The sequence below is a fragment of the Streptomyces sp. NBC_01591 genome (assembly GCF_035918155.1).
Classification (GTDB): Bacteria; Actinomycetota; Actinomycetes; order Streptomycetales; family Streptomycetaceae; genus Streptomyces.
Map to the genome: position 1 here is coordinate 7854369 of NZ_CP109327.1, position 24427 is coordinate 7878795.

18 protein-coding genes, 1 tRNA gene and 2 pseudogenes are annotated in these 24427 nt (G+C 71.4%); 11 read left to right on the forward strand and 10 right to left on the reverse strand.

Annotated features, from left to right (window positions below; genetic code table 11):
- The first annotated feature begins 72 nt into the window (after window positions 1–72).
- Genes OG978_RS36355 through OG978_RS36365 form a run of 3 tightly spaced genes read left to right on the forward strand, consistent with a single transcriptional unit; the run spans window position 73 to window position 3013 of the window.
- The gene (locus OG978_RS36355; RefSeq protein WP_326769305.1) at window positions 73–840 is read left to right on the forward strand and encodes a (Fe-S)-binding protein; all 768 of its coding nucleotides are present in this window, start codon (window positions 73–75) and stop codon (window positions 838–840) included.
- Window positions 837–2384 (forward strand): lactate utilization protein B, encoded by a 1548-nt coding sequence (locus OG978_RS36360; protein WP_326769306.1) that lies wholly within the window; start codon window positions 837–839, stop codon window positions 2382–2384. The genes OG978_RS36355 and OG978_RS36360 overlap by 4 nt, the downstream gene beginning before the upstream one ends.
- Window positions 2381–3013: a LutC/YkgG family protein gene (locus OG978_RS36365; protein WP_326769307.1), complete on the forward strand. Its 633-nt coding sequence runs from the start codon at window positions 2381–2383 to the stop codon at window positions 3011–3013. Before OG978_RS36360 ends, OG978_RS36365 begins: the two co-directional genes overlap by 4 nt.
- Before the next feature lie 51 nt (window positions 3014–3064).
- Here OG978_RS36365 and OG978_RS36370 read toward each other — a convergent pair whose 3' ends face one another.
- The 5 genes and pseudogenes from OG978_RS36370 to OG978_RS36390 form a co-directional block, all read right to left on the reverse strand.
- Complete coding sequence (locus tag OG978_RS36370) at window positions 3065–4966, reverse strand: DUF2264 domain-containing protein (RefSeq protein ID WP_326769308.1); 1902 nt, start codon at window positions 4964–4966, stop codon at window positions 3065–3067.
- The gene (locus OG978_RS36375; RefSeq protein WP_326769309.1) at window positions 4963–6015 is read right to left on the reverse strand and encodes a hydroxyacid dehydrogenase; all 1053 of its coding nucleotides are present in this window, start codon (window positions 6013–6015) and stop codon (window positions 4963–4965) included. Before OG978_RS36375 ends, OG978_RS36370 begins: the two co-directional genes overlap by 4 nt.
- Window positions 6016–6062: 47 nt before the next feature.
- A pseudogene (locus tag OG978_RS36380) lies at window positions 6063–6353 on the reverse strand (carbohydrate ABC transporter permease); the annotation flags it as partial.
- A complete protein-coding gene (locus OG978_RS36385) occupies window positions 6311–6517 on the reverse strand; it encodes a hypothetical protein (protein WP_326769310.1) in 207 nt (68 codons plus the stop codon). The gene OG978_RS36385 and the pseudogene OG978_RS36380, both read right to left, overlap by 43 nt.
- Before the next feature lie 102 nt (window positions 6518–6619).
- Window positions 6620–7762: a substrate-binding domain-containing protein gene (locus OG978_RS36390; protein WP_326769311.1), complete on the reverse strand. Its 1143-nt coding sequence runs from the start codon at window positions 7760–7762 to the stop codon at window positions 6620–6622.
- Window positions 7763–8191: 429 nt separating this feature from the next.
- On the opposite strand from OG978_RS36390, the gene OG978_RS36395 reads away from it, so the two are divergent.
- From OG978_RS36395 to OG978_RS36405, 3 genes are read left to right on the forward strand one after another with little or no spacing between them, the layout of a single operon-like run.
- Window positions 8192–10108 carry a RiPP maturation radical SAM C-methyltransferase gene (locus OG978_RS36395; RefSeq protein ID WP_326769312.1) on the forward strand — a complete coding sequence of 639 codons (1917 nt, stop codon included), beginning with the start codon at window positions 8192–8194 and terminating at the stop codon, window positions 10106–10108.
- Window positions 10105–10710, forward strand: coding sequence for a DUF5825 family protein (locus OG978_RS36400; RefSeq protein WP_326769313.1), 606 nt, complete (start codon window positions 10105–10107; stop codon window positions 10708–10710). Before OG978_RS36395 ends, OG978_RS36400 begins: the two co-directional genes overlap by 4 nt.
- Window positions 10683–11981, forward strand: a complete 1299-nt coding sequence (locus OG978_RS36405) for an MFS transporter (RefSeq protein ID WP_326769314.1) — start codon at window positions 10683–10685, stop codon at window positions 11979–11981. Before OG978_RS36400 ends, OG978_RS36405 begins: the two co-directional genes overlap by 28 nt.
- A gap of 92 nt (window positions 11982–12073) precedes the next feature.
- On the opposite strand, the gene OG978_RS36410 is transcribed toward OG978_RS36405, so the two are convergent.
- Together OG978_RS36410 and OG978_RS36415 are read right to left on the reverse strand one after the other, a co-directional pair.
- Window positions 12074–13603: an amino acid permease gene (locus OG978_RS36410; protein WP_326769315.1), complete on the reverse strand. Its 1530-nt coding sequence runs from the start codon at window positions 13601–13603 to the stop codon at window positions 12074–12076.
- Between the two features lie 86 nt (window positions 13604–13689).
- Window positions 13690–14697 (reverse strand): hypothetical protein, encoded by a 1008-nt coding sequence (locus OG978_RS36415; RefSeq protein ID WP_326769316.1) that lies wholly within the window; start codon window positions 14695–14697, stop codon window positions 13690–13692.
- A 442-nt stretch (window positions 14698–15139) separates the two neighbouring features.
- Here OG978_RS36415 and OG978_RS36420 point away from each other — a divergent pair, with 442 nt between their 5' ends.
- From OG978_RS36420 to OG978_RS36430, 3 genes are read left to right on the forward strand one after another with little or no spacing between them, the layout of a single operon-like run.
- The gene (locus tag OG978_RS36420) at window positions 15140–16573 is read left to right on the forward strand and encodes an FGGY family carbohydrate kinase (RefSeq protein WP_326769317.1); all 1434 of its coding nucleotides are present in this window, start codon (window positions 15140–15142) and stop codon (window positions 16571–16573) included.
- Window positions 16574–16592: 19 nt separating this feature from the next.
- A complete protein-coding gene (locus OG978_RS36425) occupies window positions 16593–18041 on the forward strand; it encodes an NAD(P)/FAD-dependent oxidoreductase (RefSeq protein WP_326769318.1) in 1449 nt (482 codons plus the stop codon).
- Window positions 18038–19273, forward strand: a complete 1236-nt coding sequence (locus OG978_RS36430) for an FAD-dependent oxidoreductase (protein WP_326769319.1) — start codon at window positions 18038–18040, stop codon at window positions 19271–19273. The genes OG978_RS36425 and OG978_RS36430 overlap by 4 nt, the downstream gene beginning before the upstream one ends.
- Window positions 19274–19280: 7 nt before the next feature.
- Here the strand turns inward: OG978_RS36430 and OG978_RS36435 are convergent, their stop codons facing one another.
- Complete coding sequence (locus tag OG978_RS36435; protein WP_326769320.1) at window positions 19281–19649, reverse strand: hypothetical protein; 369 nt, start codon at window positions 19647–19649, stop codon at window positions 19281–19283.
- A gap of 133 nt (window positions 19650–19782) precedes the next feature.
- A complete protein-coding gene (locus OG978_RS36440) occupies window positions 19783–20307 on the reverse strand; it encodes a DUF309 domain-containing protein (protein ID WP_326769321.1) in 525 nt (174 codons plus the stop codon).
- 107 nt (window positions 20308–20414) lie between these two features.
- Here OG978_RS36440 and OG978_RS36445 point away from each other — a divergent pair, with 107 nt between their 5' ends.
- Both OG978_RS36445 and OG978_RS36450 read left to right on the forward strand, forming a co-directional pair.
- A complete protein-coding gene (locus OG978_RS36445; protein WP_326769322.1) occupies window positions 20415–23048 on the forward strand; it encodes an ATP-binding protein in 2634 nt (877 codons plus the stop codon).
- Window positions 23049–23098: 50 nt separating this feature from the next.
- Window positions 23099–23172, forward strand: a tRNA-Pro gene (locus OG978_RS36450).
- A 98-nt stretch (window positions 23173–23270) separates the two neighbouring features.
- Here OG978_RS36450 and OG978_RS36455 read toward each other — a convergent pair.
- Window positions 23271–23811, reverse strand: a pseudogene (locus OG978_RS36455) (tyrosine-type recombinase/integrase).
- Window positions 23812–24427: the final 616 nt, after the last annotated feature.

Consider the following 24427-nt stretch of genomic DNA (forward strand, 5'->3'; position numbering starts at 1 on the left):
TCATTCCCGTTCCGGACCGAGGCTAGTATGGTCGGACCATAAAAATGGAGAAGCGAACGATCGGAGAGACCCATGCGCATCGGACTCTTCGCCACCTGTCTGGGAGACACGCTCTTCCCCGAGGCGGTGAAATCGACCGCGGTCCTGCTCGCCCGCCTGGGCCACGACGTGGTGTTCCCGCCGGGGCAGACCTGCTGCGGTCAGATGCACGTCAACACCGGCTATCAGCGCGACCCCGTGCCCCTGGTGCGGAACTTCGCCGACCAGTTCGGCGACGCCTCGATCGAAGCCGTCGTCATGCCGTCCGGATCGTGCGCGGGCTCGGTCCGTCACCAGCACGAGATCGTCGCCGAACGGTACGGGGACGCGGCGCTGCGCGCGGGCGTCGCCACCGTCAAGGCCAAGACGTACGAGCTGTCGGAGTTCCTCGTGGACATCCTGGACGTGGACGACGTCGGCGCGTACTTCCCGCACCGAGTGACGTATCACCCCACCTGTCACTCCCTGCGCATGCTCCGCGTCGGCGACAAGCCCCTGAAGCTGCTCCGTGCCGTCGACTCCATCGACCTCGTCGAGCTCCCCGAAGCCGACTCCTGCTGCGGATTCGGCGGCACCTTCGCCGTCAAGAACGCGGAGACGTCGACCGCGATGCTCCAGGACAAGATGCGCAACATCGCCACCACCGGGGCCGGTGTCTGCACCGCCGGCGACTCGTCCTGCCTGATGCACATCGGCGGCGGGCTCTCCCGCATCAAGTCGGGCACCCGCACCCTGCACCTCGCGCAGATCCTCTCCGCCACCCGCACCTCGCCGTACGTCCCCACGGAGGCCGTCCGATGAGCAGCACCTTCCTCGGCATGCCCGCGACCCCGCCCCGTTCCCCGTACGGAACGGGCAATCTGCGCGGCGACCGTAAGTTCCCCAAGGCCGCCCACGACGAGCTCCGCAATGAACAACTGCGCCGCAACCTCGGCCGGGCCACCCGCACCATCCGCGCCAAACGCCTCAACGTCACTGGCGAACTACCGGACTGGGAAGCACTGCGCGAGGCGGGTTCCGCCATCAAGACCGACACCATGAACCGGCTCCCCGAACTCCTGGAGCAGCTGGAGCGGAAGGTCACCGAGCGCGGCGGAACCGTGCACTGGGCGCGGGACGGCGTCGAGGCCAACGAGATCGTCGCCCGGCTGGTCAGGGCGACGGGCAGCAGCGACGTCATCAAGGTCAAGTCGATGGCCACCCAGGAGATCGGCCTCAACGAGCACCTCGAATCGGTTGGCATCACCCCGTACGAGACGGACCTCGCCGAACTGATCGTCCAGCTCGCGCACGACAAGCCGTCGCACATCCTGGTGCCCGCGATCCACCGCAACCGCGACGAGATCCGGCAGATCTTCCTCAAGGAGATCCCGGGCGTCGACCCGCGCCTGGACAACGTACCCGCGCATCTCGCCGCCGCGGCCCGCGCCTACCTGCGCGAGAAGTTCATGACGACCAAGGTGGCGGTCTCCGGCGCCAACTTCGGTATCGCCGAGACCGGGACCCTCGCCGTCGTGGAGTCCGAGGGCAACGGCCGCATGTGTCTGACGATGCCCGACACCCTGATCACCGTCATGGGCATCGAGAAGGTGCTGCCGCGCTACCAGGACCTTGAAGTGTTCCTGCAGCTGCTGCCGCGCTCCTCCACCGGCGAGCGGATGAACCCGTACACCTCGATGTGGACCGGTGTGACGCCGGGCGACGGACCGCAGGACTTCCATCTGGTCCTGCTCGACAACGGACGCACCGCGGCGCTCGCCGACCGGATCGGGCGCGAGGCCCTCAACTGCATCCGCTGTTCGGCCTGCCTCAATGTCTGCCCGGTGTACGAACGGGCCGGCGGCCACGCATACGGATCGACGTACCCCGGACCGATCGGCGCGGTCCTCACCCCGCAGCTCGCCGGGATGCACGCGGCAAAGGACGACCCCAACAGCTCGCTGCCGTACGCCTCCAGCCTCTGCGGCGCCTGCTTCGACGCCTGCCCCGTCAAGATCGACATTCCGTCGCTCCTGGTCGAACTGCGCCACCAGAACACCGAGCAGTCCGGTACGACGGCGGAGAAGCTTGCCATGAAGGCCGCGGCCACCGTCATGAAGCACCCGAAGCTCTTCACGGCCGCGCAGAAGGGTGCGGGGATCGGCCGCGTCATCGGCGGGCGGGACGGCAAGATCTCGCACCTGCCCCCGCCGTTCAACGGCTGGAGCGAGAGCCGGGACACCGAAGCGCCGCCGAAGCAGACCTTCCGCTCCTGGCTGGCATCGGCCGAGGGCGCCGCGACGATGCGCGCCGCCGCGGGCGAGCACGAGGAGAACCGGAAGAAGACGAAGGAGGAGGAGAAATGACGACCGCTCGCGAAACGGTGCTGGGCAGGATCAAGGACGCCCTCTCCCTCGCCCCCACCCCCGACATGACCGTCCCGCGTGCCTACCGCACCGGCCGCACCCTCCCCGACGACGAACGCCTGGCCCTCTTCACCGACCGGCTCGTCGACTACAAGGCGACCGTCCACACCTGCACCGCCGACCGCACGGCGCAGGTCGTCGCCGAGGTGCTCCGGGAGCGCGGGGCGCGGCGGATCGGTGTGCCGGCCGGACTCGACCCGCAGTGGCTCGACGCGTACGACGGCGAGGTCCAGCAGGACTCCGGCGACATCCCGGCGCCGCGGCTCGACGCCTTGGACGGGGTCCTCACCGCCTCGGCCGTCAGCTGCGCCGAGACGGGCACCATCTTCCTGGACGGCTCGCCCGACCAGGGACGGCGGGCGCTGTCCCTCGTCCCCGATCTGCACGTGTGCGTCGTCGATCTGTCGACGGTCGAGGCCGGTGTGCCGGAGGCGGTCGCGCGGCTGGTGCCGCAGCGGCCGACGACGCTGATCAGCGGCCCTTCGGCCACGTCCGACATCGAGCTGGAGCGGGTGGAGGGCGTGCACGGTCCGCGCACACTTGCCGTGGTGATCCGGACGGACGCGTAGGGCCCGTCCGGCGGGCGGGGTGCGCGGCCGCGGGGCCGCGCACCCCGGTACTCACCCGTGCGTGACCGTCACCGGCTCGAAGCCGATACGTGTCGTCGCGCCGTCCTGCGCCCAGCGGGCCTCCACGGCGTCCCCGTCCACCGTCACCGCGCTCACCACCGCGTCGAGCGGCGTCGCGTCGGGCTCCGCGGTCAGGGAGGCCAGCGCCACCAGCACCACCGTGCCCTCCGCGGACGCGGACAGCCGGGGCACCACCGCCCAGGGTGTGTACGCGGTGCCCTGCGGGGCCCGTACCTCGTCCCGGGACTCCCAGCCGTGCAGGCCGTACAGCGCGGAGGTCAGGGCGTCGTCGCGGCCGGTCGCCCAGCCCGTCTGCTCCACCCGGGCCCCGTCCGGCGCGCCGAGCACCCGGTGCACCCGCAGTTCGTACCGGCCGCGCACCACGGTGACGCTCTCCACCCGCATCCCGGGCACCATCGGCGAGCCCGACGTGAACACCGGGCGGTGCCAGGAGGCGGCCCAGCCCCAGCCGTCGCCCTCACTGGCGCCCAGCGCGCGGATGACCCGGCGACCGCTGCGCGCCCCGGCGACGACCACGGCCAGATGGTTGTCCGCCGCGTTCGCCCTCGACGTGGGGCCGGTCACCGTGGAGTACGACTGGCGGCTGTACAGCGGATCGTCCTGCACACCCGCCTCGCCCTCGTGCGGGCGCACATGGTCGCTGCCATGGTTGTGCAGCCGTACGATCCCGTCCGCGCGGGTGGACTGGACGAGCAGACCCGGCGCGGGCAGCGCGAGAACCCGGTCGGGGCCCTCGCTCGGCGCGGGCTCCTCGGTCGCGGCCCACAGCGGATGGCCGTCCGGGGCGAGCAGCGAGACGAAGGCCTTGGACGCCCAGTACGGGGATGCGGGCGCCGAGTAGTTCTGCAGCGACGCCTCGTGCGGGCCGTGCCAGCCGAGGTTCAGCAGCCCGTCCGTACCGGTCGCGCCCCGCTCCAGGAAGTAGCGCAGTGATCCGTTGATCACCCGCCGCGAGGCGCCGGGCGTGAGCGGGGTGTGCCCGCTGACGGCGCCGAGCGCCACCGACGAGGCGGCCGCGAAACGGTAGGTCAGTGAGCGGCCGAAGTGGATCGGCGCACCGTCGCCGCCGAACAGCAGCGAGAAGCCCTCCAGGTGCTCGCGCAGCCGGGCGCCGTAGTGCGCGGACAGCTCCGCGTCACCCGACAGGTGCGCGTCCAGTACGGGGTAGAGGTGCAGCGCCCAGCCGTTGTAGTGGTCGAAGGCCCGGCCGTCGCCGTCCGCGTACCAGCCGTCTCCCCGGTACCAGCCCTCCAGCAGATCGAGGGCCCGCTGCTTCGCCCGCGCCGTCTCCGCGTCGCCACGGCCCACGGACTCCAGGAATCCGGCCACGGAGTAGGGGAACAGATACCAGTTGTTGGGGGAGGGGACGTGCCGCAGCGCGTCGCGCAGCCACTCCTCGGTCCGGTCCTGGACCCCGGCGTCCAGCCGGTCCCAGAGCCACGGCCGGGTCAGCCGCAGACCTATGGCGACCGAAGCGGACTCGACCATGGGCTGGCCGAAGACGGTGTGGTCGCGGATCAGCGGCCAGGACTCGGCGTCCTCTCGGCCGGGGGTACAGGTACCGGCCGCGAGCCCGTCGGCGTACCGGTCGAGCCAGCCGTGCGGGTCCTTGCCCTCCGCGCCCGCCACCCGGAAGGCGGCGGCGAGGAAGGTGCGCGCGTAACCCTCCAGACCGTCGGAACGCACACCGGACGCGGACGGCCGTCCCGGCAGATCCAGCAGGGCGCCGCCCGGAGTGGCCCACTGCCAGGCAGCCCGGAGCAGCCCGTCGGCGGCGGCCTCCCAGTGCGCGCGGGTGTAGCCGGTGTGCGCGCTCAACTCCCGATCGTCCGCCGGGAGTTCGATGGGAGAGGTCGGGTGGGGAGCGGTCATGCGAGGAATGCCAGCCTTTCGCGTCGTACGGGATGGGCGAAACCGTCGCCCGCGGCCCAGCGGGCGGTCTCGCCGACCGCCAGATCGACCAGTCGTTGCCACTCGTTGCCCTGCGAACCTGCGAGGTGCGGGGTGATCAGGGCGTTGTCGCACTCCCAGAGGGGGTGTACGGCGGGCAGTGTGTCGGGATCGGTGACGTCGAGGATCGCCCGGATCCGGTCCTGCCGGAGTACGTCGGTGAGCGCGTCCTGGTCGACGACGGCGCCCCGCGCGGTGTTGATGAGCACGCTGTCCGGGCGCATCGAGTCGAGCAGTTCACGGCTGACGAGCCCCCGGGTGGCCGGCAGCAGCGGGGTGTGGACGCTCACCACATCGCTCCGCGCGAACAGTTCGGCGAGGCCGACGGACCGGACACCGAGCGCGGCGGCCTCCGCGTCGGAGACGTATGGATCGTGCAGCAGGACGGGCAGGTCGTAGGGACGCAGCAGTTCGATGACGCGTCGGCCGATCAGCGAGGCGGACAGAATGCCCACGGTGCGGCCGTAGTTCCCGACCCGGTCGGGGGTGGCGAGCCAGTTGTCGCGGCGGCGTTGCGTCCGGTAGTCATGGGCCCGCTCCAGGACTCGTTTGCCGGAGAGCAGGATCATCGCGACGGTGTACTCGGCCACCGGCAGGGCGTTGGCGGCGGCTGCCGACGACACCTCGATGCCGCGTTCCCAGCAGGCCTCGGTGATGTGTCCGCGGACGCTGCCCGCGGTGTGGACGACCGCGCGCAGGCGTGGCGCCGCGTCCAGGGCGGCCGCGTCCAGCGGCGGGCAGCCCCAGCCGGTGACCAGGATCTCGACGTCGGCCAGCACGGCGCGGGCCCGGTCGGTGCCGAAGTCGTCGAGAGTGGGCAGGGCGGCGAGATCGCACACCTCGCCGAGCGCGGCCAGGGACCGGGCATCGAGGAGCGCGGCCGCGGCGGCGGGCTTCATGGCGACGGCGGCGCGTGGCCGCGTGGTGGGTGTGCCGGGGGTGTCGGGGGTGTCAGGGACGGTGCTGGGCATCTTTCTCCTGGCAGAGGGCGGGGGTGGGGGCGGAGCCGGTAGCCCGGTCACTTCACGGCGCCCGCGGTGAGCCCCGACTTCCAGAAACGCTGGAGCAGGGCGAAGGCGAGGATCAACGGCAGGACCGCGAGCAGCGAACCCATGATCACGACGGGGTAGTACTCGGGCGAGACGGTAGCGGCGCTGTTCCAGGTGTAGAGACCGAGGCTGACCGGATACAGATGCTGGTCGGAGAGCATCACCATCGGCAGGAAGAAGTTGTTCCAGATCGCCGTGAGCTGGAAGAGGAAGACGGTCACAAGGCCCGGCCCCAGCATCCGCAGGGCGACCCGAAGGTGATGCGGGAGGCGCGCTTCCCGCTCCCGCCGGCCGTGCCGCCGGTGTTGCTCGTACGGCCCGGCCCCGATGGTCCGTCGCTGCCGCCGCAGGCGCCGAGTGCGCCCGCCAGGGGCAGGGCGGCGATCGTGGCGAGCACGGATCGACGGCTCTGTCGACCGGGCATGTGCGCCTCCCGCGGCTTCTGAATCGGCTCACGGGGAATCCTGATCGGCTGATCGGTACTGGTCAATAGATCGCTCAGAAGAAAATTGAAGCGGTCAAACGCTCACTCGGTGGAACGGGGCGGTTCCTGAGCCGATCCACGTACCTCCAGCGTGGGCAGCAGCTCCGTACGGCGCACCGGACCGGTCGCGCCCGCCCCACCGGACAGCCGGTGGAGCAGCAGCTCGGCGGCGGCCCGCCCGATCTCCGCCTTCGGCGGCGCCACCGCCGTCAGCGGTGTGCTCCCGAGGGCCGCGACCACATCGTCGTACGCCACCACGGAGCAGTCCCGCGGCACCTCGACACCGCTCTCCGCCAGCCGCTGCACCAGCATCAGCGCATCCACGTCGCCGTGCAGTACGGCCCCCGTGGCGCCCCGCTCGCGCAGCAGCGCGGCGAGGTCGAGGGCGGTACGGCCGTCGGCCGCCGGTGCGGGGGAGTCCGGGCCGGGGCCGGACGCGGCCTGCGGAGAGCTCAGCACCACCGTCCAGTCCTCCACCTCCGGACGGGCCGCGGCGATCTCGGCGAACGCCTTACGGATGCTGCGCGCCGTCGGACTGTCGTCCCGGGCGGCCAGCACGATACGGCGATGCCCCAGTGACACCAGATGCTCCACGGCGAGATGCGTCCCGTACCAGTGATCGGAACAGACGGAGTCCAGGGCGTGCAGCGCGCTGCCCGGCCGGGGCCGCCGCTCCATCAGCACGGTCGGCACCCCCACGTTCGCGAGCCAGCCGTAGTCCAGCTCCTCCGAGTGGGCGCTGCGCCAGCGCGGCGCGATCAGCAGCCCGCGTGCCCCGTCCGCCAGCGCCCGCTCCACCAGCGGACGTTCGGCGCCGGCCGACGGGGGCGCGATGTGCAGGGCGATCCGTATCCCGGACTCCTCCAGGACGGACCGGGCGCCGTGCAGGGTCTCGTACAGATACGTGTGCCGCTCCGGGACGACCAGGGCGACCGCCCCGGCGTCCCCGGCCGGCTCCTCGCCCCGGGCCGCCGGGACCGCGGCGGTCGGCACCGGCTCCCGCACCGGGCGGGCCACCCCGTGCCCGCGGCGCAGCCGCCCGTCCCGGGCCAGCTCCTCGACGTCCCGCCGGATCGTGACCACCGAGACGTCCAGCTCGGCCGCCAGCGCGCTGACCTTGACGGCGCCGCGCGACTCCACCACCGACAGGATTCGCTGACGCCTGAGTTCAACCGGCTCCCGCATGCTGCTGGCCCCCTCGCCGTACCGCCGCGCACTGTTCGTTTGAACGCTTCCAGTGAGCGCTCGGCTCGCAGCATAGCGATCGAGCCTCGGCCGTCCACGGCTGCGGACCGCCCCGTACACCACACCCGCCCCAGGGGGCACTCTTGCGACTTTCTCGTAACGGCACCTAACGTCAACGGACTTGAGACCGACCGCGGAGGGGAGGGGCATATGGAGATCAAGAAAGTAGTGGTTCGCGAGGAAGAAGCGAAGAACCGCGAGCGGCAGACGATCGAGAAACGTCCGACGCGCTGAGCCGGTGTGCTCGGATGCAGCCGGCACCTGACGCGCTCGGCCCACCGGGGCCGGCGCGCGCCGCGGCCGGACAGTGACGAAAAGGGCGGACGCCGGGTGCGACCCGGCGTCCGCCCCCGTGCCGTGGGAGGCGCAGTGCGAATACATCTGGTGACCATGCCGTGGCAGCCGATCGAACTTCCCTCGCTCCAGGTGGGACTGCTGCACGCGCTGCTGGACCGTACCCGGCCGGACGACGAGGTGCGCGAGTTCCACGGCTCCCTGCGCTGGGCGGAATTCCTGCTGGAACGCTCGCAGGGGGCGATCCGCCCCGGCGATCACGTCGCGGTCGGCAGTGAATCGATCTTCGACGGCCTCGGCGACTGGGTGTTCTCCGGCGTCCTGTACAACGACCCCGAATGGGGCGTGGCGCAACTCAAGGAGTACGCCACGCAGCGCGGGACCGACATATCCACCGCGACCGCGATGAGGGTCCACGCGGCGGAGTTCATCGACGAGAGCGTGAGCGCGATACTCGACGACGCACCCGATGTCGTGGGGTTCACCTCCACGTTCATGCAGAACGTCTCCTCGCTGGCACTCGCGGCGGAGCTCAAACGGCGCCGCCCCGGGCTGACCGTGGTGTTCGGCGGCAGCAACTGCGACGGTCCGATGGGCCACGCCCTGCACCGCAACCATCGATTTGTCGACCATGTGGTGCGCGGCGAGGGGGAGTACGCCCTGCCCGCACTGCTCGCCCACATCGACGCGGGCACCGCACCGGCCGATGTGCCCGGACTCTGCTGGTGGGACGGGCAGGATTCGCGCGCCAACGAGGAGTCCCGGCGCACCGTCGCGCCCGGCGACATCCCCTCGCCCGACTACGACCTCTGGCAGCGGGCCATCGACGCCTCCCCGCTCGCGGAGTACGTCCATCCGAAACTGGTGGTGGAGGGGGCCCGCGGCTGCTGGTGGGGCGAGAAGCACCACTGCACCTTCTGCGGACTCAACGGATCGGCGATGACCTTCCGTGCCAAGACCGGAGACCGGCTCTGGGACGAGGTCGACCGCCTGGTCCGGCGCCACCGCCTCCTGGACATCGTCACCGTCGACAACATCATCGACATGGCGTACTTCAAGGACTTCCTCCCGCTCGCCGCCGACAGCGGCTGGGATCTGCGCATGCACTACGAGGTCAAGTCCAACCTCACCGCGGAGCAGCTGGAACTGCTCGCCCGCGCCGGATCGGTCCATATCCAGCCCGGCATCGAGAGCCTCAACAACAAGGCCCTGGAGCTGATGGACAAGGGAGTCAGCGCGGCCCGGAACATCCGTACGCTCCGCGAGTGCGAGAACCACGCGCTCACCTGCTCCTGGAACTATCTGTACGGCTTCCCGGGGGAGACCGCCGAGGACTACGCCTCCGTCATCGACCAGATGCCGGCGCTCGTCCACCTCCAGCCGCCCGGCGGCGCCCACCGCATCCAACTGGAGCGGTTCAGCCCCAACTTCGCCAACCCCGCGCTGGGCTTCCACCAGCGGCAGCCCGCCGAGATGTACCGCCATGTCTACGATCTGCCCGAGGAACAACTGGCCGATCTCGTCTACCTCTTCGACACCCCGCCCGCCGGGATCGGCGGTGAGACCGAGACGCGACTGAAGGCCGCGGCCCGTGACTGGTACACCGGCCACCCCGCCTCGACCCTGGTCCTGGAACAGCCCGACGGCGAAGACGTGCTGCTCGTCCACGACCGACGGCACGGCTGGCCGCGCCGCACCCACCGGCTGACCGGCTGGCGGGCCGCCGCCCTCCGCCACCTGGAGGCGGGTCGCACCCGGTCGGCGCTGCACCGGCTGCTCACGGCCGACGGAAACCCGCCGTCTGCCGAGGAGCTCGCCACATGGCTCGGCGACGCGGTCGCGCTGGGGCTCCTCTTCGACGACGGACGTTCTTACGTGTCACTGCCCACCTGGCATGTGCCGGTCCGGTCGGTCGAGCGCGCCCAGGGGCCGGACGTGACGACCGACGGGCCATCGGGCGCGCCGGGCAATGGAGAGAAGGTCGCCGGATGAGCCCCCTGCCCGCACCCCCGACCCGTACCGACCCCGTCCTGCCGGCCGGGCAGGTGTTGCACCGGACCCGAGGACGGCTGGTGACGGTGGACGAACCCCTGCGGCTGGGCGCGGGCGGCCGGCCGGCGGCGGAAGCGGTCCGGTTCCTGCGCGAGTGCCAGAGCCACGATCTCGTCGTGCGCTGGCTGCCCGCGACCGACGACCCCCTGTTCACCGGGCCCGCGCACGAGGTGGCCGCGACGGCCGGCCTGCTGCGCCACCTGCCGGCCCCCGGCCCGCTGCCCGGCGAACCGCCGGAGCTCACCACGTGGCGGGACCGCCATGCCTACGGACAGCTCTACCACCGGCGCGGACCGGACTTCGTCACCGTCATGGACCGCAGGGAGCCATCGGCCGCGGCCCGCTTCACGATCGACGACCCCGACCTGCTCGCCACGTTCCGCACCGTCCAGGACGCCACCGCCGTGGCCGGGCTGAGCGCGACGGGCCGGGAGGCGGTGGAGCTGCTGGCGGCGGAACGCCTCGCCTGGGTGACCGACGGCTGGGTGGTGGCCCTGCCACCACGCATCCGCCGGTGGCCCGTCCCCTGCACCGACATCTGAGCCGGATGGAGCAGCTGCCCGGCCCGCCCTCCCCTTCCGCCCGTACCCGTACTGCCGGGACCGACCGCCCCGGACGCGCCCTGCTGCGCCACCGGCCGTTCGCGCTGCTGTGCGGGGAACAGATCGCCAGCTCCCTCGGGCGTCAGGTCACCACCCTGGCTCTCGCGCTGCTCGCCGTGACCCGGCTGGAGGCGGGACCGTTCGGCGCCTCCGCGCTCATGGCGCTGAGCTATCTCCCGGGTGCGCTGCTCAGCCCGTTCGCCGGTGTGCTGGTCGACCGGGCGCGCCTGCGCAGCCTGACCGTGCTCCTCACCGTTCTGCAGGTGCTGGTCGTCGGTTCCGTACCCCTGGCAGCCGCCCTGGGACGACTCGGGCTGCCCCAGCTGTACGGGGTGGCCACCGTGTCCGGCGCGCTGACCTCCATGCTCGCCGTCGCCCTGCAGGCGGCCCTGCCCCGGGTCGTGCACCCCGAGCAGCTGCTGTCCGCCAACTCGGCACTGACCGGCGCACGGACCACGGGGCAGATCGGCGGCCCCGCGCTCGGCGGCGTGCTGGTGGGCCTGACCGGACCCTCGACGGCATTGCTGGCCGCCTGCGTGGCGTACGGCATCGAGTCCCTGCTGCTGCTCGCACTCCCCGCCACGCTCAACACCCCGGCCCAGCAAGGGAGTCGCCGATCGGAATCCCGAACGGCCGCGCTGCGTGCCGGACTCGAAGTCGTGCGCGGCGAACGGCTGCTGCGCCGGCAGGTGCTCGCGGGGGCCGGGTTCAATCTCGGCAGCGGAGCCGCCGACGCGCTCTTCGTGCTCTACGCCACCCGTGATCTCGGGCTACCGGCCTGGCAGTTGGGGACGGTCTACGCCGCGTTCAGCGTCGCCACCGTCCTGGGAGTGCTGCTGGCGGGCCGGTTCGCCGCCACCATCGGCCTGGCCAGGGCGACCCGGATCTGCGCCGTGGTGGCCGCTCTCGCGATCTTCCTGATCCCGGGCGCCTCGCTGGGCCCCGGCTTCCCGGCGCTGCTCGCGTACCAGTTCCTCTTCGGTCTCGCGGCCACGGTCTGGGCCATCTCCATGACCACCACCCAGCAACTGGTCACACCGCCCGAGCTCCAGGGCCGGGTCGCCGGGGTCCTGCAGGCGGCGCTCATCGGCACGGTGCCGGTCGGCGCGCTCGGCGGCGGTGCGCTCGCCGCCTGGCTGGGCAACGTACCGGTGCTCACCGGCGGGGCGACGGTGGCGCTCGTGGCCGCCGCCTGCCTCTGGTTGCCGTGAGCGGGAGCCGCGAAGGTCCACCACGCACTCGGCCCTCCCGGATCGCCGCCTGTCGGCAGGGCGAATCCGGGAGGGCCGGGGGAAGAGCCTGCTCAGACGATGCCTTCCTCGATCTCCGCCTGCTCGCGGGCATTCCCGTACGCCGACGGCGTGCTGTACGAACGCCGGGCGACGAACCACCAGACGGTGGCCAGGACCAGCACCGCGATCAGCGCGATCGACGCGTAGTTCATCGAGTCGACCGTCACCGGGGAGGACTGCGGGAGCAGGAACAGAACGGTCACGATGGCGACCCATACGACGGCGATCCAGCCGATCGGCTTGCTCCAGCGGCCCAGGTGCCAGGGCCCGCGTTCGAACCGGCTGCCGGAGCGCAGCTTCAGGAAGATCGGGATCGCGTAGGCGGGCGTGATACCGATGACGTTGATCGCGGTCACCGCACCGTACGCGGTGGCGGAGTACAGCGAGGGCAGCGCGAGCACTCCGGCGACGACGACGGACAGCCACACCGCGTTGACGGGCGTCTGGGTGCGGGCGCTCACCTTGTGCCACAGCGCCGAGCCCGGCAGGGCGTTGTCACGGCTGAACGCGAACACCATCCGGCTCGCGGCGGCGACCTCGGCGTTGCCGCAGAACAGCTGTGCCGCGATCACGATCAGCAGCATGGCGGTGGCCCCGGAGGTGCCCAGTGCGTCGATCAGGATCTGCGCCGGCGGCACACCGGTGGCGCTGTTCTGGGTGCCCGCGTAGTCCTGGATGGCGAAGGTCAGCCCTGCGAGCAGCACGAATCCGGCGATCCAGGAGACCCAGATCGCGCGGACGATGCCCTTGGCGGCCGTCACGGAGGCGTTCGACGTCTCCTCCGAGAGGTGGGCCGAGGCGTCGTAGCCGCAGAAGGTGTACTGCGCGAGGAGCAGGCCGATCGCCGCCACGTACAACGGGTTGTGCCAGCCCGTGTCATTGACGAACTCGGTGAAGACGAACGACGGCGACTGGTGGTTCGAGGGCACGATCGCGAGCACGGTGACGATCACCGCGACACCGGCGAGATGCCACCACACACTGATCGAGTTGAGCACGCTGACGAGGCGGACACCGAAGAGGTTCAGCACGGCGTGCAGCAGCAGAATGCAGACAAAAATGATCATTGTCTTGCCCGGTGTGGGAGTGAATCCCCACTGCAGATTCATCAGCGCACCGGTGAACAGCGCCGCACCATAGTCGATGCCCGCGATCGCGCCCAGCAGACCCAGCAGATTCAGCCAGCCGGTGTACCAGCCCCACTTGCGGCCGCCGAGCCGGTCGGCCATGTAGTACAGCGCTCCCGAGGTCGGGTAGGCACTGGTGACCTCGGCGAGTGCCATGCCGACGCAGAGCACGAAGAGTCCGACACCGGCCCAGCCCCAGAGCATCACGGCCGGACCACCGGTCGACATGCCGAAGCCGTACAGGGTCATGCAGCCGGACAGGATCGAGATGACGGAGAAGCTGATGGCGAAGTTGCCGAAGCCTCCCATGCGGCGGGCGAGCACCGGCTGGTAGCCGAGTTCGCGCAGCCGCTCCTCCTCGTCCTTCGGCGGGGTTGCCTCCGCACCCGACTGGGTCGGGGTGGATATGGACATCGGGAAAACCTCCATGAGCGGGATGGAAAGGGACGGACAGGATCGGTTCGGGACGGGGAGGAGGCACGGCATCGCGGCGCCGTCGCTCAGCGGTGCGGCCCGCGTCCGGGGGTGCGGGACACGGCGAGACAGCGGCTGCGGGCTCGCAGGAAGACGTCCTCCGCGTCTCCCGGGCCCTTGCGGCCACGCGTGCGGTACACCCAGGGAACCGAGGTGAAATAGGGGCCGAGTTCCTGGAACACCGCTGCGGCCTCGGCGAATTGGAGGGCTCCCCACAGGGCGTGGGCCAGATGGTTGAGGTCGAGCAGGGAGTGGGAGATCGGCGTCGTGCGACGGAACCAGAGCTCCAGCGCACGGGCGGCGTCCCGTTCCGCGTCCTCGGTGACCCAGTGCAGGTCCAGGGCCTTCTCGTGGCCCTGCTCGCGGCGGTAGCGCTCGACCCGCACATACAGGGGCAGTACGTGCAGCGCGGAGCCGTCGGGTGCCGAAGAGGCCGCCCACTGGACGAAGTTGACCGCTTCCGAGAGGGATCCGCCGGCCTTTCGCGCGTACACGAACTGGAGCATCCGGTGATAGGCCTCGCGGTTGCAGGGATCGCGCTTGTCGGCCTCCGCCAGCAGCCCCCACGGACCGGGGAAGAGCATCGGCCCCGGCGGATGCAGCCGGTGCTCCTCCAGCTGCTGCCGCTCGTCCAGCTGGGACAGGGCCAGCAGACACACCCATGGCACCGGGTCCGCGGGCGAGGCGTTCGCGGCCGTCCGGCAGGCCTGCCAGGCCTCCTGCCACAACTCCTGTGCCCGGTGATGGCCCTCGCGGTGGGCGCGCACGGCGCGCTCGACGACGACCCGCGCCTGCATCACCGCGGCGGCGACACTCCTGGGATCCTCGGCCAGCCAGGCCTGCACCGCATCCGAACCGGCGGCAACCGCCCCGAGCACCTGTGTGCGCTGGGTCCACAGGGTCCAGTCCGGAGTGCTCTCCAGCAGACTCCGCATGGACATCCAGCGTCCGGTGCGCAAATCCTGTAACGCGACGCGCAGATCGTTGTCATGGCCGGCCGGGTGGTAGACCGGCCGGAAATCACTGTTGGCCATGGACTCGCCCTGCCCCCGTGCGACAGGCCGGCTTGTGACGGTCGGGGAATCTCCTCAGCACGTCACGCAACCCGGTGGTGGCATGGAACCCGCGCAGATGCGGAAAGGCGGGGAACCGGTGACTCGGAGCTCGGGGCAGGTTGTCAGTCTCATCAATCCTCAAGGACGTGGGGGGCGAAGCAGCTGTTGAATAACGAACTGCTCGAAAGCGTCCGGTTGTTGCTCGGCGGTGAGTGTAAGGCCAGTCACTCCGAACTCCGGACCGATTCGCGGATCTTACTCAAGTCGGCTGATTCCCCAGGACGTTGAAAGATGTACCGGTTGTTCCGGTCATGTTCCGGGCGGCCCTTGACGTACGCGGTGGTCTGCACCACTCTGGGCGGCGAGTTCAGTGATCACGATTCCGTTCAAGCCGCAGAGCTTCCGCACAGCTGGAGAGTCGATGACAGGCCCGGTACTCGCCGTGGACCAGGGCACGTCGGGCACGAAGGCTCTGGTGATCTGCCCCGAGCGCGGCGTGATCGGTTCCGCTTCCGTTCCGGTGAGACCTCGTCACGGCGCCGGGGGAGTGGTCGAGGCGGACCCGGCCGAACTGCTCGGCTCGGTCATCGAAGCGGGCAGCCGGGCGTTGCAGGAAGCTGCTGAACCGGTTTCGGCGGTCGGCCTCGCCAACCAGGGCGAGACCGTGCTCGCCTGGGACCCGGACACCGGGCGCCCGCTCACCGACGCGATCGTCTGGCAGGACCGGCGTGCCGCCTCGATCTGCGCCGAACTCGCCTCGTACGACGAAGAGTTGACGCATCTCACCGGGCTGCCCCTCGACCCCTACTTCGCCGCGCCGAAGATGGCCTGGATCCGCCGGGAACTGACCCGCGAAGGCGTCGTCACCACCACCGACTCCTGGCTCGTCCATCAGCTGACCGGGGCGTTCGTCACGGACGCGGCGACGGCCGGACGCACCCAGTTGCTCGACCTCGACCGGGCCGACTGGTCACCCCGGGCCCTGGAGGTCTTCGGTCTCGGCGACGAACGGCTGCCCGATGTCGTCGACTGCGACAGCACGGTCGGTACGACGACCGCCTTCGGCGGTGAACTCCCGCTGACCGGCCTGCTCGTCGACCAGCAGGCCGCCCTGCTCGCCCAGAACGCCCTGGACCCGGGCAACGCCAAATGCACCTACGGAACGGGCGCCTTCCTGCTCGCCCAGACCGGGCCCGCCCCACGCCGGGGCTCCACGGGACTGGTCAGCTGTGTCGCCTGGCGGCTCGGTGGCCGTACGGACTACTGCCTCGACGGGCAGGTCTACACCGCCGCGTCCGCCGTCGACTGGCTGGCCGGCCTGGGGGTGATCTCCGGCGCGGCCGACCTCGACCCGGTCGGCGCGACCGTCCCCGACTCCGGCGGTGTCACCTTCGTACCGGCGCTCGCCGGACTCGCAGCCCCCTGGTGGCGCGGTGATCTGCGCGGATCGGTGACCGGCCTCGGCCTCGGCACCACCGCGGGCCATCTGGTGCGCGCACTGTGCGAAGGCATCGCGGCACAGGTCGTCGAGCTCACCGAAGCGGTCGCGACCGACCTCGGCTCGCCACTGACCTCGCTCCGCGTCGACGGCGGCCTGACCCGCTCCGAACTGCTCATGCAGACCCAGGCCGATCTGCTGCAACGACCCGTCGAGGTGTCCGCCCTGCCCGATGTCACCGCGCTCGGCGTCGGAGCGGTCGCCCGGCTCGGCCTCGACCCCCGGCTCCCGCTCCGACAGGCCGTGCCCGACTGGAAGCCCGCCGCCGTGTACGAACCCCGGATCGCCGCCGACGAGGCGGCCGAACGGCTCGCCGGATTCCGGACCGCCGTGCAGACCCTGCTGGACCATGCCTGAGACGTACGAGAGTCACGCGATGAGCCCCACGATCACCACAGCCGGAGAGCTGACCGCCGACGAGCTGCCCGGGACCCGGCCCGACAGCGGGCCCGGCGCCCCGGTCTACGACGTGACCGTCGTCGGCGCGGGCGTCGTCGGCGCCGCCATCGCCCGCGAACTGGCCCGCTACCGGCTGCGCACCGCGCTCCTCGACGCCTCCGACGACATCGGCAACGGAACCTCGAAGGCCAACACTGCCATCCTGCACACCGGTTTCGACGCCGTACCCGGCTCCCTGGAAGCCCGGCTGGTCCGCGAAGGGCAGCAAAGACTCCGCGCGTACGCGGCCGAGACCGGCATCCCCGTCGAACGCGTCGGAGCCCTGCTCGTCGCCTGGGACGAAGAACAACTGGCCGTGCTGCCCGCCCTGTTGGCCAAGGCGGAGCGGAACGACTACCACGCGGCACGCCTTCTGGACGCCGGTGAACTGCGCACCCTCGAACCCCATCTGGGACCCGGCGCCCTCGGTGCGCTCGAGATCCCCGACGAGAGCATCATCTGTCCCTGGACGACCCCGCTCGCCTACGCCACCCAGGCCGTGCGCGCCGGAGTGCATCTGCACCTCAACTGCCGAGTACGGCACATCGACAGCGGCGACGACGTCCACACCCTCACCACCACCCGGGGAACGCTGCGCACCCGCCATCTGATCAACGCCGCCGGACTGTACGCCGACGAACTCGACCGGGACCTCGGTCACGACGACTTCACCGTCACCCCGCGCCGCGGCCAGCTCATCGTCTTCGACAAGCTCGCCCGCAGTCTCGTCGGCCACATCCTGCTCCCGGTGCCCACTGCCGTGGGCAAGGGCGTCCTGGTCGCACCGACCGTCTTCGGCAATGTGCTGCTCGGCCCCACCGCCGAGGACCTCGACGACAAGACCGCCACCGGATCGACCGCCGACGCGATCGCCCTGCTGCGCGAGAAGGGCCGCCGCATCCTGCCGGAACTGCTCGACGAGGAAGTCACCGCCGTCTACGCCGGACTGCGTGCCGCGACCGGCCAGGAGGACTACCGCATCCGGTCCCGGCCGGACCGGCGGTACATCGCCGTCGGCGGCATCCGCTCCACCGGCCTCACCGCCTCCATGGCCATCGCCGGGCATGTCACGGAACTGCTCGGCGACTCGGGCCTCGATCTCGGTACGCCGTCCGAGCTGCCGCCCGTCACCATGCCCAACCTCGGCGAGGCCTTCCCGCGCCCGTACCAGGACGCCGTGCGCATCGCGGCAGACCCGGCGTACGGCACGCTGGTCTGCCACTGCGAACGGGTCTCCGCGGGCGAGATCAGGGACGCCCTGGCCGGCCTGGTGCCGCCGCACTCCCCGGACGGCCTGCGGCGCAGAACGAGAGCAGGGAACGGCCGGTGCCAGGGGTTCTACTGCGGGGCCGCGGTCCGCGCACTGTTCGAGGAGGCCCGGTCATGACCCGCCGCGAGCGCACCGTCGACGTGCTGATCGTCGGGGGCGGCCCGGCCGGCCTCGGCGCCGGGGCCGAACTCGCCGCATCCGGCGCGGGTCGGGTCGAGATCCTGGAACGCGAACAGACCGCGGGCGGCATCCCCCGCCACTGCCACCACGGCGGATTCGGCGGCCGCACCATCGGCAGCGGAGGAGCGACCGGACCCGCGTACGCCCGGAGCTGCGTGGCCGCCGCCGTACGCGCCGGAGCCACCCTGCGTACCGGGGTCACCGTCACCGGCTGGGCCGGGCCACTGACCGTGGACACCACCGCGCCCACCGGCCTCGAACGGATCACCGCCCGCGCGGTCGTCCTCGCCACCGGCGCCCGCGAACGCCCCCGCAGCGCCCGCCTCGTCCCCGGCAGCCGCCCACCCGGCGTCTACACCACCGGCGAACTCCAGCAGGCCGTCCACCTGTACCGGCAGCGGATCGGCAGCCGCGCGGTCGTCATCGGCAACGAACCCGTCAGCCGTGCCGCGGCCGACACCCTGCGCGTCGCCGGCCTGGACGTCGTCGCCATGGTCACCGACCAGCCGCCCTCCAGGCTCGCCGCCCTGGCCCCGACCGGCGACCGCACCCCGGTACTCGGCCACACCACCGTCACCGCCCTGACCGGCCGGGAACGGCTCACCGGAGTCTCGGTGCGCCACCACGACGGCCGGACCACGACCCTGCGCTGCGACACCGTCGTCTTCACCGGGGACTGGATCCCCGACCACGAACTGGCCCGGCGCGGCGAGATCACCCTCGACCCCGGCACCCGCGGCCCCGCGTACGACGCCGCCCACCGCACGACCGGGACCGGAATCTTCGCCGTCGGCAATCTGCTGCACGGCGTGGAGAGCGCGGGCTTCGCCCTCGCCGAGGGCCGGGCCGTCGCCGCGCCCGTACTGCGTCACCTGACAACCGGCGAGTGGCCCACCGGACGGCCGCCCATCGCGGTCGAGTCCCCACTGCGGTGGATCGCACCGAACCTCATCGGCCCGGACGGCGACATCCCGCCCGGGGGCCGCTTCACCCTGCGCACCGTCCGGCGGCTCTCCTCGCCGCTGCTGGTCGTCCGCCAGGACGGCCGTGAGCTCCATCGGCAGCGGCTGCTGCTGCCCGCCGTGCCGGACCGCCCGTTCCATCTGCGCGCCGACTGGCTCGAGCGGGCCGATCCGCACGGCGGCGCCGTACGGATCTCGGTGCGCTGACCGTACGTCAGGGAATGAGCAGCCAGTCAGATCCGATCGCCGCGACCAGGCCGACGGCGAGCAGCCAACTGCCCAGCCGGGTACGGCCGTTCCTGCTGAGCTCGATCACGATCCCGCACAGGATCAGCGCGAGCCCGTACACCCCGACCACCAGGACGGACGACCGGCTGGCGATCCGCAGCCCGAGGACCACCGCCATCGCGGCCATGCCGACCGAGGAGAGGACCATCCGCAGCCGTCTCGCCTGGCGTGGTGTCAGCTTCCGGTCCCCGGTCCCGTCGGCCGCCCCGGGAGCCGTCTCCGCGACGTCCTCGGGGCCGGCCTCCGGGACGGGTATCGGGGTGTCCACGGCCTGGTCCTGGTCAGAAGTGCTCATGACGCGCGATCGTAATGGCTGCGGGCCGCACTGTTCACCGCTCCGGGTGATGGGCGGCGAATGTGACGCAGGTCCGGTGCGTACCCGGCCACATCCCGCCCCTCGCACCGGTGCGCCCCGGGCCCGGTCCGGGTTACGGGACCGGAGGACGCAGACACGGTGCCTCGGCGGCCGCGTCGACGGGCTCGGCAGACACCGCCCGTCCGTCGGCCGCGCCTCCACCCCCCGCCGCTACCCGACCGGCCAGCTCCTCGGCCCAGCCGATCAGCCCGTCGACGCCGATCCCGTACGGCCGGACCGAGGTGAACTCCGCGAGCGCCGCCGCGCCGCGCCGCAACAACCGGGCCCCGCCCGTCGCGTTGCCCCGGGCCGCATGGGTCAGCCCCACGGCCAACTGCGCGAGCCCGCGCCACAACTCCCGCTCCGCCACCGGGCCCGACTTCCACGCGTCCTCGAACACCTCGTGCGCATGGAACGGCATCCCCGCGTCCAGCAGCCGTTGTGCCTCCCGCACGGTCTCCTCGGGGGTGCGGACCACCCCCTCCGGCTGCCGCTCGACTCCCGGCGCCCCGTACGGAAGGGGACGCCCCAGCCCGTCACGCGGGCGCGCGTTGCGCGCCCTGCCCTCGGTGTCGCGGTCCCTGCGAGTCTCGTCCACACCACGATTGTGCCCCGCACCTGCGGCGAACTGTCCGAACCACTGTCCGTGGACCCCCGTTCACGACTAGTGTCGAAGCCATCCGCACCACCCTGGGGAGGGTAGGCATGAAGCCGTCCCGGCCGCTGTACGAGCGCGAACCGGAACTCGCCGCCGCCGCACAAGCCGTGGACGCCCTTTGCGGCGCCCATGCCGTCGGCGGGCTGCTGATCTTCAGCGGCGAGGCAGGCATCGGCAAGACAGCACTGCTCGGCGAGATCCGGACGATCGCCGACGACCGCTGCACGGTCTGGTCCGCAAGAGGCGGCGAAACGGTCACATCCGTGCCGTTCCACGTCGTACGCCAGCTGCTGCAACCCGCGCTCGACCGATTCCCGCCCGACGAGGTGCGGACCCTGTTCGGTTCCTGGTACGAGATCACCGCGCCGGCCCTCGGACTGGCCGAGCCGACCGGTCCGCAGCCGGATCCGCAAGGTGTACGGGACGGCCTCGACTTCGTCGTCGCCCGGCTCGCGTCCCGGCTGAGCGACCGTCCGCTGCTGCTCATCATCGACGACGCGCACTGGGCGGACGGCGAATCCCTCGCCTGGCTCGCCTCGTTCACCGCCCGCCTCGGCGAACTTCCCGTCCTCGTCGTCCAGGCCCACCGCCCGGAAGAGCTGGCCGCGCGGCAGAAGGAGAGCGGACCGGGCAGCGCCCACCCGTCCCAGGTCCGGGTCGCGCTGCGCGCACTCACCCCGGACGCCACCGCGGAACTGGTCCGCGCGGCCCTCGGTGAACACGCCGACGACCCGTTCTGCCGCGAGGTGTGGGCCGTCACCGGCGGCAACCCCTACGAGGCGGTAGAGCTCGTCGCCAAGGTGCAGGACCGCGAACTGGCGCCGCTGGAGGAGTCGGCCGGGCTGCTGCGCGAGCTCGGCGCCTCGGCGCGCGGCAGCGGACTCGTCGCCCGGCTCGAACGGCTCGGTACCAACGCCAACCGGTTCGCCTGGGCCGCCGCCGTCCTCGGCACGGACATCTCCCAGGACCTCGCCGCCACGCTGGCCGGAATGAGCTCGGCCGAGGCCGCCGACTGCACGGCGCGGCTGCGCGAAGCCCGTATCGTCACCGGCTTCGACCCGCTGGAGTTCGTCCACCCGCTCATCGCGAGCGCGGTGTACCGGTCCATCCCGCCGGCCACCCGCACCGCCATGCACGGCCGGGCCGCCTGGGCGATCACCCGGGCCGGGCTCGGCCCCGCCGCAGCCTCCCGGCACCTGCTCGAAGTGCACCCGGACGACGACCAGGAACTGGTCGAGCAACTCCGCGAAGCGGCCAAACAGCACCTCGCCGTCGGCGCCCCGGAGGCAGCCCGCCGCTGCCTCGAACGCGCCCTGCAGGAACCACCGCGCCAGCGCGTGAAGGCCTCCCTGCTGTACGAACTGGGCTGCGCCACGCTGCTCAGCTCCCCGGCCACCACCGTCCAGCACCTGCGCGCCGCCCTCGACATGCCGGGACTCGACGACGGCCGGCGGGTCGACGCCACCTACCGGCTCGCGGCCGCGCATTCGCACAACAACCAGCTCAAGGAAGCGGCGAGCGCCCTTGCCGCGGAGGCCGCACGCACCGCTCCCGGCCCCGGCCTGATGCGGCTCCAGGCCGCCCACTTCCTCTGGGAGGGCATGCTGGCCAGCGAGGAGGACGGCCCCGGGCGCTCCGGCCGGCTCGCGCGGAACGCCGACCATCTGCACGGCCGCGACAACGCCGAGCGCGCCCTGCTCACGCTCCGCGCCTTCGATGCCATGCTGCGCGGCGAGAACTCCCAGCTCATCGTCGACCTCTGCGAACGCGCCCTGGTCGACGGCCACCCGGCCCGGGGGCTCGGCTGGACCGATACGGAGTGGGGCTTCGAACTGCCGACCCTCGTCGGCATCACCTACGCCTTCACCGACCAGCTCGACCGGGCCGAGGAACTCTTCGGCGAGGCCGTCCGCGCCTTCGAGATCTCCGGCTGGAGCGGTGCGCACCTCGCGTTCGCGCACACCCTGCTCGGACTGGTCCACCGCCGTCGCGGCCGGCTGGCCGAGGCCGAGGGCTTCCTGCGCGAGGGGCTGCGCCTCGCCGACCGTGTCGGCAGCGGACTCCCGGTCCACTGGGACGCGGCCTGTCTGCTCATCGACACCCTCGTCGCCCGCGGTCGTGTCACCGAGGCCCGCGAGATCGCCGACCGCTACGCCTTCGGCGCGCCCTACCCCAGTGCGATGGTGCTGCCCGACGGCCCGTGCGTACGCGGCCGGCTGCTGCTGGCCGAAGGCCGTACGAAGGAAGCGATCGTCGAACTCGAAGCGGCCGGCCAGGCCCTCGAACCCCGCGGCAGGTTCAACGGGGTGTGGGCACCCTGGGCCGGTGACCTCGCCCGCGCTCTGGCCGAGGAGGACCCGGCCCGCGCCGCCCAACTCGCCACCGCGGCCCGGGTGCACGCCGAACGCTTCGGCACGGACACCGCGATCGGTGAGGCCCTGCGCTGCGTCTCCCTCTTCGCCCGCCCCGAGGACGCCACCCACCTGCTGGCCGAGTCGGTCCGCCACCTGGAGGCGTCCCCGTCCGCGTACGAACACGCGCTGGCCCTCGTCGACTACGGCATCGCGATCCGCTCACCGCGCGAACTCGCCAGAGCCCACAAACTGGCCACCGCGTGCGGTGCGGAATCCCTGGCAAACCGCGCCCACCAGGCACGGGCGTCGATCCGGGCCTCGGAGTGAGGTAATGTTTGTCCTGCGAAGCCGCCCGGGAACACCGGGGGGAACCGCATCGGGACGTGGCGCAGCTTGGTAGCGCACTTGACTGGGGGTCAAGGGGTCGCAGGTTCAAATCCTGTCGTCCCGACTGGAGACAGTCGCAGGTCAGGGCCGGTTTCGGAGACATCCGAAACCGGCCCTTGGTCATTCTTGGGGACCAGTTGGGGACCAGCCTCTTGACCGGCGTCAGCGGGTCATGACGATCGGGCCCGGCAGGGAGCGCGGTGCGCGCACCACGCTGAGGTGCGCGGACAGCGCTGCGCCGGCAGCCGTGATCTTGTGTACGTCCGGGTGAAGGTAGCGCTGGGTGGTGGTCAGTGACCCGCGGCCAGCGATTCTGCGTAGGACGTGCACTTGGACTCCGGCGTCGGCAAACCAGGTCAGTCCGGTGTGCCGGAGGTCATGGCGGCGCAGGTGGCGGTCGACGACGCCATTAGTGATCATCCGCACCGCTAGGTGGCCCAGAGCGGGGACCACGCGCATCCGCCACCCTGCGAAGCAGGGGTCCAGCGTTTTCAACTCAAGGCCGGGCAGGGCGAGGTCCATGTTCGCTACGCCGTATTCGGAGCTTCATGGTGGCGAGCGTCGGGCTCAGGCCGGCCTGTGCGGCCTCGATGATGGCCTGGAGCCATTCCTGCGCTTCTTCTTCGCTGTCTTTTCCCTCGGAGCGGGGAGCTTCGGGGGACGCTGCGGCCTCCTTCTCGTGATGCGGTTCGAGGTCGGCAATTGTTGCTATCGGTTCATTGGGCAAGTGCGGCTATTCTCCGGGGAGTACGGAACCGGAGTACGCGCTGGCCAGCCGCGAAGTTGCCCCCGGGCAGCTGCGGCGACGGTCGACGTGTAGGGCAAGGCGCGCGTGGGGGACGGCGATCCGGCCGAGTTCGTCCGCGACGCAGGTCTTGGTCGGCCTCGTTCGCCTTCGTGCCGAACTCGGCCTGGTCCCCACGCGGCCGTGGGATGACCGCGGAGAGCGGATGTCTGGGCCGCACGGTGAGACGGGCCGAGCCCTTGGCGCCTTCGTGTCCATGGCAATCACGCGCCCGGACATGGGGGCGGTCATGGGAAACAGTGCCCGTGGCTGCGTGGTGCCGACCGGTCGCACGGGCGCCCATCGCCCGGTCCAGGGCGTCACCATCAACAGCCCTCAAACACACGCGCGAAGCCCGTGCCTGATCTGCTGTGCACCCCAACCAGCCAATCCCCAACCGGCTGCACAGTAAAGGAAGTTGCAACAGTCCAGGTGAACGATGCCTCGTCGGAAAAGAATTCAGCCGTTCTCCTCCCGCCTCGCCCTCCACTCGCGACCGACGGGATCGATGAAGCAGCTACCGATCGCTCACTTG

What these genes read in the sequence shown, in the direction of transcription:
- OG978_RS36425 (WP_326769318.1), top strand. Translation starts at nt 16,593, where the DNA reads ATGAGCCCCACGATCACCACAGCCGGAGAGCTGACCGCCGACGAGCTG.
- OG978_RS36400 (WP_326769313.1), top strand. Translation starts at nt 10,105, where the DNA reads ATGAGCCCCCTGCCCGCACCCCCGACCCGTACCGACCCCGTCCTGCCG.
- OG978_RS36385 (WP_326769310.1), bottom strand. Translation starts at nt 6,517, where the DNA reads ATGCCCGGTCGACAGAGCCGTCGATCCGTGCTCGCCACGATCGCCGCC.
- OG978_RS36355 (WP_326769305.1), top strand. Translation starts at nt 73, where the DNA reads ATGCGCATCGGACTCTTCGCCACCTGTCTGGGAGACACGCTCTTCCCC.
- OG978_RS36390 (WP_326769311.1), bottom strand. Translation starts at nt 7,762, where the DNA reads ATGCGGGAGCCGGTTGAACTCAGGCGTCAGCGAATCCTGTCGGTGGTG.
- OG978_RS36430 (WP_326769319.1), top strand. Translation starts at nt 18,038, where the DNA reads ATGACCCGCCGCGAGCGCACCGTCGACGTGCTGATCGTCGGGGGCGGC.
- OG978_RS36435 (WP_326769320.1), bottom strand. Translation starts at nt 19,649, where the DNA reads ATGAGCACTTCTGACCAGGACCAGGCCGTGGACACCCCGATACCCGTC.
- OG978_RS36375 (WP_326769309.1), bottom strand. Translation starts at nt 6,015, where the DNA reads ATGCCCAGCACCGTCCCTGACACCCCCGACACCCCCGGCACACCCACC.
- OG978_RS36360 (WP_326769306.1), top strand. Translation starts at nt 837, where the DNA reads ATGAGCAGCACCTTCCTCGGCATGCCCGCGACCCCGCCCCGTTCCCCG.
- OG978_RS36410 (WP_326769315.1), bottom strand. Translation starts at nt 13,603, where the DNA reads ATGTCCATATCCACCCCGACCCAGTCGGGTGCGGAGGCAACCCCGCCG.
- OG978_RS36415 (WP_326769316.1), bottom strand. Translation starts at nt 14,697, where the DNA reads ATGGCCAACAGTGATTTCCGGCCGGTCTACCACCCGGCCGGCCATGAC.
- OG978_RS36445 (WP_326769322.1), top strand. Translation starts at nt 20,415, where the DNA reads ATGAAGCCGTCCCGGCCGCTGTACGAGCGCGAACCGGAACTCGCCGCC.
- OG978_RS36365 (WP_326769307.1), top strand. Translation starts at nt 2,381, where the DNA reads ATGACGACCGCTCGCGAAACGGTGCTGGGCAGGATCAAGGACGCCCTC.
- OG978_RS36370 (WP_326769308.1), bottom strand. Translation starts at nt 4,966, where the DNA reads ATGACCGCTCCCCACCCGACCTCTCCCATCGAACTCCCGGCGGACGAT.
- OG978_RS36420 (WP_326769317.1), top strand. Translation starts at nt 15,140, where the DNA reads ATGACAGGCCCGGTACTCGCCGTGGACCAGGGCACGTCGGGCACGAAG.